This window comes from Holospora elegans E1 (genome assembly GCF_000648275.1).
Taxonomy (GTDB): Bacteria; Pseudomonadota; Alphaproteobacteria; order Holosporales; family Holosporaceae; genus Holospora; species Holospora undulata_A.
Map to the genome: position 1 here is coordinate 1 of NZ_BAUP01000037.1, position 5,749 is coordinate 5,749.

The 5,749-nt window shown below is 38.3% G+C and carries 9 protein-coding genes and 1 tRNA gene; 3 read left to right on the forward strand and 7 right to left on the reverse strand.

Annotated elements, in window-relative coordinates; translation table 11 throughout:
- The 3 genes from HE1_RS00945 to HE1_RS08570 form a co-directional block, all read right to left on the reverse strand.
- Positions 1-243: hypothetical protein (locus tag HE1_RS00945; RefSeq protein WP_035543612.1), on the reverse strand; the 243-nt coding region annotated here is incomplete at its 3' end.
- Positions 244-601: 358 nt separating this feature from the next.
- Entirely contained in the window at positions 602-868 is a 267-nt protein-coding gene (locus HE1_RS00950; protein WP_035543617.1) for a hypothetical protein, read from the reverse strand.
- Positions 828-992 (reverse strand): hypothetical protein, encoded by a 165-nt coding sequence (locus HE1_RS08570; protein ID WP_162531141.1) that lies wholly within the window; start codon positions 990-992, stop codon positions 828-830. Before HE1_RS08570 ends, HE1_RS00950 begins: the two co-directional genes overlap by 41 nt.
- A gap of 752 nt (positions 993-1,744) precedes the next feature.
- Here HE1_RS08570 and HE1_RS00955 point away from each other — a divergent pair.
- Positions 1,745-2,095 carry a hypothetical protein gene (locus HE1_RS00955; RefSeq protein ID WP_052567162.1) on the forward strand — a complete coding sequence of 117 codons (351 nt, stop codon included), beginning with the start codon at positions 1,745-1,747 and terminating at the stop codon, positions 2,093-2,095.
- A 112-nt stretch (positions 2,096-2,207) separates the two neighbouring features.
- On the opposite strand, the gene HE1_RS00960 is transcribed toward HE1_RS00955, so the two are convergent.
- The 3 genes from HE1_RS00960 to HE1_RS00970 all read right to left on the reverse strand — a co-directional run bounded on the left by HE1_RS00960 (position 2,208) and on the right by HE1_RS00970 (position 3,743).
- A complete protein-coding gene (locus HE1_RS00960) occupies positions 2,208-2,735 on the reverse strand; it encodes a DciA family protein (protein ID WP_035543620.1) in 528 nt (175 codons plus the stop codon).
- 376 nt (positions 2,736-3,111) lie between these two features.
- The gene (locus tag HE1_RS06875) at positions 3,112-3,657 is read right to left on the reverse strand and encodes a biotin--[acetyl-CoA-carboxylase] ligase (RefSeq protein ID WP_084490832.1); all 546 of its coding nucleotides are present in this window, start codon (positions 3,655-3,657) and stop codon (positions 3,112-3,114) included.
- A gap of 12 nt (positions 3,658-3,669) precedes the next feature.
- Positions 3,670-3,743 (reverse strand) — tRNA-Asp (locus HE1_RS00970).
- A gap of 144 nt (positions 3,744-3,887) precedes the next feature.
- On the opposite strand from HE1_RS00970, the gene HE1_RS08575 reads away from it, so the two are divergent.
- Positions 3,888-4,103, forward strand: coding sequence for a hypothetical protein (locus HE1_RS08575; RefSeq protein WP_035543624.1), 216 nt, complete (start codon positions 3,888-3,890; stop codon positions 4,101-4,103).
- 183 nt (positions 4,104-4,286) lie between these two features.
- Here HE1_RS08575 and HE1_RS07925 read toward each other — a convergent pair whose 3' ends face one another.
- The gene (locus HE1_RS07925; protein WP_152530993.1) at positions 4,287-4,478 is read right to left on the reverse strand and encodes a hypothetical protein; all 192 of its coding nucleotides are present in this window, start codon (positions 4,476-4,478) and stop codon (positions 4,287-4,289) included.
- Between the two features lie 549 nt (positions 4,479-5,027).
- On the opposite strand from HE1_RS07925, the gene HE1_RS00985 reads away from it, so the two are divergent.
- Positions 5,028-5,234 (forward strand): hypothetical protein, encoded by a 207-nt coding sequence (locus HE1_RS00985; RefSeq protein WP_035543628.1) that lies wholly within the window; start codon positions 5,028-5,030, stop codon positions 5,232-5,234.
- Positions 5,235-5,749 lie beyond the last annotated feature (515 nt).

Here is a 5,749-nt window from a genome sequence, read left to right on the forward strand (position 1 = left end):
ATACTCCCCCTCACTTTTTTTCAGGTAGTTTAAAAGATCGCTGAAATCAAAGAATAAGAGTTTATCTTTGATCCACCTGAGTCCCCTTGTGAAGTATGAATAGAAAAGTGCTCTGACTGTTTTTTTGTAAGCACATTCTTGTGTAAGGCCCGTTATAGAAGCGTATAAAATCGTCATAAGTTTGGAAAGTCTTCCCAAATCTTTCATAGGGGTATTTTCAAGGTTAACCCCTTGCGTTTTCATAGTTCTGAACAGCCGTTCAATATCCCATCTTTGTTTGTTTAGTACCCGGTCTTTATCTTAAGCAAATGACAAGGTGCTCATCTTTAATCTTTTTACCTACGGCCCCCCCTAGGATCATCCAGCATGTTATACAGATGGCGGCTTTCGTCCGTATTTAGGTGAGTAAAAAGAATCCTTCAACGGCTTTTTAGAGGTGCCGAAATTGGCCAATTGATTATCTTTTATACGGATAAAAAAAGGATCTTGTGGTCAAACAAATAAGTCACACAAATAAGTCAAACAAATAAGTGATCCAATCTTTGCCCACAAATTCGCGATCAGCTGAAAAGGAGAGAATTTTATCGACCCCAAAGATTTCCTAAAGTTGATTTAATAAGCTGATGCGTGCTTGGGTGTGCGAATTTTCCTGGTGATCAAGCATGCTCCAAAACAAAGAAAATGAAATCTTTCCAACTCTAACAGCTAGTACGAGGCAATTGATATTCTGCGTTCCAAACTTCCAATTAGCGCCATCGAGCATTAAATGCATTTTAGGAACTGGCTCCCAAATGCTTGATATTAAGGCTTTTGAGAAGAGTTCAGAATCAATTACTTGTCCTTTTAAAAAAACGCCTGACGCGTTCAAGCTTGGATTTTATTGAAGGTGGAGAGTTCATCTTGTGGATCAGCGCAGGATGCTGAACCTTTCGCTGATCGATAAGTACGAAGGTTTTAAAAGTCTCTGCGCGGGATGAGAGGTTCATTTGCATTAAACATTGTTGTTTATTTTTAATAAAACAGCCTCTCTTTCGGATCTTTTAAAGCCCCTTCAAAAAAGTGAGGGGGAGTATGAAAATTTAGTATATTACATTCAATCCCCCTCTTTATTAGCCCAGAATTTCTCTATTGAATTCAAATCAGAAGAGTAAGGAGGGTAGAAAAATTATACTGCATTTTTACTGTTTCTGCTCCAGCCTTCTGTCCTTGCACAGCCATATCAATGCCGCTTTCATCAATATATACAAGACTTGGATACGCTATATATTTGATCTATTCTTGATACTGACTTCGCTTTTATTTCTTCCAAGTGCGAAAAGTCTTTTTTAAGCTATAGCCTAATCAAATACCCCCCTAATTCTTGAGCAGCTTTTTTCAAGGTCATATCTTGGGTTTCTTTGACTTACTTTTCAAGCTTTTCTAAGTCAATCTTTTTTTCTGAGCCACCACGCCTCTTAGGAAAATACCTGCCTTCTTGTCTGTATTTTCTATGCCAATTTTCTATGCTACCTTCCTATCGCTGATACACTTATTTTAAATGGTTGCGATGCTTTAATATATCCGCCCCAATCTAAATATTCTATTGCCCTTTGTCCTAAATCGTCTTTGTCATTTTCCTTTTATTTTAACAAAAAAAATTACACCTAATTCAACCTAAATTACTATATAAAAAAAGCCTGCGTCATCCCAAGGTGGAGGTCGAAAAGCAAAACATCTTTTACCAAAAGATTCAAGAAGCATCAAAATGAAGGGCGCCCCATCGTTTTCATTGATAAGGGCGGATGTGCTCATGACGTACCTTGCACCCCCCTGGCTTGAAAGGGTATCGGTGCTTTGTGGTAGTCATGAAAAGGGACGCACGAATGTCAGTGGTGCACTTCTGGGCGGCGTTCTTTTGACTGGGAGTCTGTTTCAAACAACTGCAAATATCTTTGGGTTCCACGCGTGGATGCTGCAAAATTTGATCCCCAAACTTCCTGAAAAGCATTGGGGGATCCATGGACAATGCACCTTTTCACAAAAGCCAAGGCATGCTAAAGGCCTTGAAGACTTCAGGACACATCCCTCTATCTTTTCGCCTTATTCACCGGACTAAATCTCATCAAACATAAATGGGCACAGAAAAAGGCACTTAGGCACACTCCCCTTGGATGAAACACAGAAAGTCTCTTCCACGATATCCACATAATCATTTTATATAGCTTTGGCTATAAAACGATTTTCATTGAACACGCAAGCTCGATAAGAGCAGTTTTTAAAGGTTTAGAGGTAAGCAGTTCAATGTTGGGAATGGTTTTAGCCAGCTGTTGACCTGCTTTTTCTAAAGAGCTATTTTCAGCGTTAAAAGAAATAAGCTCTTGCTCAGCAGCTAATTTTTCAGTTTCACGATTCTGGAAATTCGCTTTACGAAAAACGATACGAGCAACCCCTTTATATCCCAAGTACTGATTGACGCGCTCTATAAGGGTTGCTCCGTGAGCAGGAATCCACAAGCTTCCAGAGCTATCTACTTCCACCAATAAGGTTCCTTCATTTTTAAAAACTTGAATTCGACAGGGACGCGTGACTGAGGCTATTTCTGTCCCAACAATTCCACACCAATCGTTGGCCATTTTACTGTACAAAAAATTTTTCGTTTGAAAAATATGACCTAGAGCATACGTACACACCTTCTCTAAAGACTGAAACCCTGAGCCTCTTTTCCACTGTTTTGAAAGTTTTTTTCTATCGTGCATTTTTAAAATCCAAAGTTAACTTATAAAATCAAGCTCATGCTATATTGCTTTTTCATTTTAGCTTAAAATACTGTAAAAAACAGTATACAAGATAAATAGTATTATTTGTTAGACATATTTCATGTACGAAAGAAAAGGCATTTAAGAAAAATAAGTTATTGATGAAGAGAGGGTGATAAAAATCAAAATCTTCAAGGGAGATAAAACCTAAAAAATTTACGGATATTTTACTATGATGTACAAAAAAATTGTTTGAATTTTAAAAACTCAATCCCTAATTTAGAATCATAAAAAAGATATTTGTGACATCTGATTTTCTGGCCTGATATTTTTGTTTGCGATCATTTCTGATATTCGGGATGGGAGTATGCTTAAATTATTTTTGTTCTCCTTTATCCAAAACGAGCTGCTGCCTTAAAGTTTGAAGAATGTTTTTCATAATTTTTTCTATATCCCAGGTGTTCCCGGATAATTCCTTTAAACTGGTAGTTTTGTAAGTCGCATCTTGAATTTCTGGTGTAGCATTGATATTAACCCCTATGCCTAAAATTCCTCCCCATAAAGAATCGTTTGTATGAAAAATGTTCCCTAAAATTCCAGAAATTTTTTTATTCTGTACAAAAACATCGTTAGGATATTTCAGATAAGCAGAAACGCCACAGTCTTTCAAAACTTTGACCACAGAGTTTGCACCAATTTTTACCAACATAGAAGAATACGACCAATCCGCAGGAATAGAAAATAAAACAGAAAATAAAAGATTACCTTTTGCAGATTTCCAGGGAGTGCCACGTCTTCCATACCCTTTTGTCTGAGCCAAAGCCCGAAAGACAACAAAAGTCTCAGGGACTCCGAAACTTTCATAATAAGAGAAAGCCAAATTCTGAGTAGAATTGACTAAAGGAAAAACAAAATAGATCATAAAACTAATATGCGGGAACGACGGGACTCGAACCCGCGACCTCCGACGTGACAGGCCGGCGCTCTAACCAACTGAGCTACATCCCCCATACTTTCTCTATTATTTCAATTTTTCGATCTGCTGTCAATAGCCTAAGTTGTATCATTAAAGAGGGCTGAAAACTCTTACACTCATTTTTTTTCAAAGTTTTGAAGTGTACCAAATCAAAGTGAAAGTGTTGGACTAATGCGTTGAAAGTTGTCATTGGCTCGGTCGACAAGATCTATGGCGATGTTGTCTCAGGTTTGGTCGAAAAATTGCAGCATACTCTTGCAAAACTCTTTGGCAGAGACGAAAAATCAATTATTGCGCACATGTTCATTCTTCGATGGGGGCAGGTTGGGGCTGGAAATAATGCACCTCAATCCCTCTTTCTTTTGCTGCTTTTTGGGTGTCTTTGCTTGTAGTCTAAGGTCCTTGATCCGGTGAACGTTAGGCGTTTTTTCATCCAATCAAAAAACATCTTCAAGGTTTCTAAGCCCCCCCCCGTCAAATCCAAGGGCTCCCATCAGGTTCGTGCGTGTAGGCCGTCGTGGCAATGGGGGTGCCTTACAAGTGATTTTCGTTGCCATGGTGTGGGGGGAATGTCATCACCAAACAAGAAGAGGGCATCCTCTGGCGGTGTGGTCATCACCGTTGAATAAAGGGGCTTCCTGCTTGGCTGCCTTTGCGGGCCGTGCTTTTCGGCTTTTTAAATGAAAAATTATGGGCGTGGAACGTCTTGCCTTGAATCGTCTACGCAACACCTCAAGAACATAAGCGCAGGTATCTCTCACTTTCATATACGTGGTGGCTTTCCAAATGCGCGATAAGTTCTTCTGTTTGTGAAGTATTTAGCTTGCTCACAGAGTCCCTGCTTGATACCATTAACTTTTGATCTTCCTTATACTTCTCTACGATCGTCACTCAGAAGAGCCTTAGCAATTTGACGAGCTCCACCCTGATAACAAAACTACCCTAATCCTATCTGCTGCGTTCTTAACGCAACACGTTTTTCTTCTTTCAGAAATCTTTGCGTAAGAAAAATAATTAAACTTGTAAACAATTTCATTCAGCATGAGTGTATATGCCAAATTAATGCATTTGATAAATTTTATGAGGCTATTTCTGTATTCTTCCAAATCCCATCTTCAGGCTAAACGACTATAGACAATCTTGAGAGTGAGTTGTGCCAATTCATGTAGGCGCTTCTGATGTTGCGGCGCGGTCAATTTGTAATGTAACCTGTATATCCATCTAATAATGAAGCTTTTAACTAAATATTTTTTTTGTTAGAATTGATAGAAGAAGTCTTTTTTAAAAGTCTCTAAAAAAGATTGTATGTAAATTTTGTGAATGTTCGGAGTGCTTTAAAAGCAGTTTCGTTCGAGGGGGGCAGCGGTACAAATGTAAAAAATATGGAAAAAATTTCACGAGGTGTGCATGAAAAAGACAAGCTCAGTCTTCGTTTTATACGCAAGCGGTCTTTCAATGAACCGAATTGCTCAGCTTTTGGTGTCAGCGCGAGCGCTGTTTTGAAGAGGGCGGGCACCTTATAATCAAGGCTATGCGCCAAAATTGAGCCATCTCCAGAAGACAAAGTTCTCGTTACGGAAGTCGATAACTTTTGGCATTTTGGCATTATTTAAAAAAAAGAAGCAAAAAAATTTGGATTTTTAAAGTGTCTGTGATCGTGCTGGCAAACGGCTTATCGATTGGGAATTTGGTGATCGCTTGAGTCAAACTTTCAAACAACTTTTTGAACGATTAAAAATTTTATTTTATTGCGCAGATCATTGGGCAGATTTTAATAAAATCATTCCAAGCACCCGCCTCTTTCAGGAAAAAGATAAAACCTTTTCCATAGATACAAAATAATTCTCGGCATTGCCATTGGTTTGCAAGATTTCGCCCCATAAGTGTTGAAAGTGGTTGAGATAGATATCAGGATTATAAAGTTTTAATTTTATAATGATGTATTGATATATGGTTAGAGAGACTAGGAAAACTTTACGATGTCAATAGATATAATAATAAAATCACCGGAGAATTACTATTCAAAGGTTTGCTGAGA

What these genes read in the sequence shown, in the direction of transcription:
- HE1_RS08570 (WP_162531141.1), bottom strand. Translation starts at nt 992, where the DNA reads ATGCAAATGAACCTCTCATCCCGCGCAGAGACTTTTAAAACCTTCGTA.
- HE1_RS00955 (WP_052567162.1), top strand. Translation starts at nt 1,745, where the DNA reads ATGAAGGGCGCCCCATCGTTTTCATTGATAAGGGCGGATGTGCTCATG.
- HE1_RS00960 (WP_035543620.1), bottom strand. Translation starts at nt 2,735, where the DNA reads ATGCACGATAGAAAAAAACTTTCAAAACAGTGGAAAAGAGGCTCAGGG.
- HE1_RS06875 (WP_084490832.1), bottom strand. Translation starts at nt 3,657, where the DNA reads ATGATCTATTTTGTTTTTCCTTTAGTCAATTCTACTCAGAATTTGGCT.
- HE1_RS07925 (WP_152530993.1), bottom strand. Translation starts at nt 4,478, where the DNA reads ATGAAAGTGAGAGATACCTGCGCTTATGTTCTTGAGGTGTTGCGTAGA.